The organism is Streptomyces sp. NRRL S-495 (assembly GCF_000966955.1).
Taxonomy (GTDB): Bacteria; Actinomycetota; Actinomycetes; order Streptomycetales; family Streptomycetaceae; genus Kitasatospora; species Kitasatospora purpeofusca.
The window spans coordinates 1-971 of record NZ_JZWY01000449.1; the positions used below are offsets into that span (position 1 = coordinate 1).

Sequence of the window (971 nt, forward strand, 5' to 3'; positions counted from 1 at the left end):
CACCAGGACGGCCGCCCCGGTGCCGACCGCGGCGGCCGCCACGGTGGCCGCGATTCCCCAACGCATACTCGCTCCCCGCTGCTCGGTTCTGGGCCGACCGGTGTCCGGACCCACGTCACAGCCCAGTCCACTGGCCGGGACCCGGCCGGGCCAGCAGGACACGGCCGTACGGGTTGCCACGCGAGCAAGGTCACACCGGGATCGTCAGAACGAGAGTGCCAGAACGAACGGGGGTTCACACGGGGATCGCGGGCTCCCGTCGGGCGAGCAGCTCCCAGAAGCGCTCGGCCGGGGGGGCCGCGGCGGCGGACGGTGCGGCCGGCCCCTCGGCGGGTCCCCAGCCGCCGGTCCCCCAGTGCGCGGGCACCTGCCGCTCGTCCTGGAGCACCGGCAGGACGGCGTCGAGGTCGGCCCGGTCCACCGGCACGATCCGGACGATCGCGCCGGCCTGCGCCTGCCAGCGGCCGTCGACGCAGCGCCGCAGCCGCCGGTCCAGCTCCTCCCGGCGGCCGGTGGCCCCGACCAGCTCCCGGAGGGTCAGGCCCAGGACGTGCGCGAGCGCGGCCGTCGGCCCGGCGTCGGCGTCCCACTGCCCGGTGGCCTCGGCGTGCCGGTACTCCCCGGCCGGGACGCCGATCCGGCGGGCCGCGCCGTCCGGGCTCAGCTCGCGGGCGAGCCGGAAGTCCCGCAGGCTCGCCGGGCGGACGCCCATCAGCTGCTCGGGCGGGCACCACAGCGCCCGGGCCAGGGCGAGGAACTCCTCCTCGCCGGGGGGCGGCCCGCCGTTCTCCCAGCCGAGGACGTGGGCCGGGAGCAGCCGGACGCCGTGCGCGGCCATCCCCTCGGCGACCTGCTCCGGGGTCAGGCCGAGGGCGGCGCGGTGGGCGCGGACGGCGGCGGGCGAGAACGGCACCGGGGGCGGCGGGGCGGACGGGGCGGGCGGGGCGGACCGGGCCGGGCGGGCGAAGGGG

At 79.5% G+C, this 971-nt stretch carries 2 protein-coding genes; both read right to left on the reverse strand.

The window, feature by feature from the left end; translation table 11 throughout:
- Positions 1-180, reverse strand: a 180-nt coding sequence (locus VR45_RS48900; protein ID WP_234326089.1) for a hypothetical protein, incomplete at its 3' end; no start/stop codon positions are given.
- Between the two features lie 55 nt (positions 181-235).
- The coding region (locus VR45_RS23240; RefSeq protein ID WP_052709305.1) for a helix-turn-helix transcriptional regulator at positions 236-971 on the reverse strand (736 nt) is incomplete at its 5' end.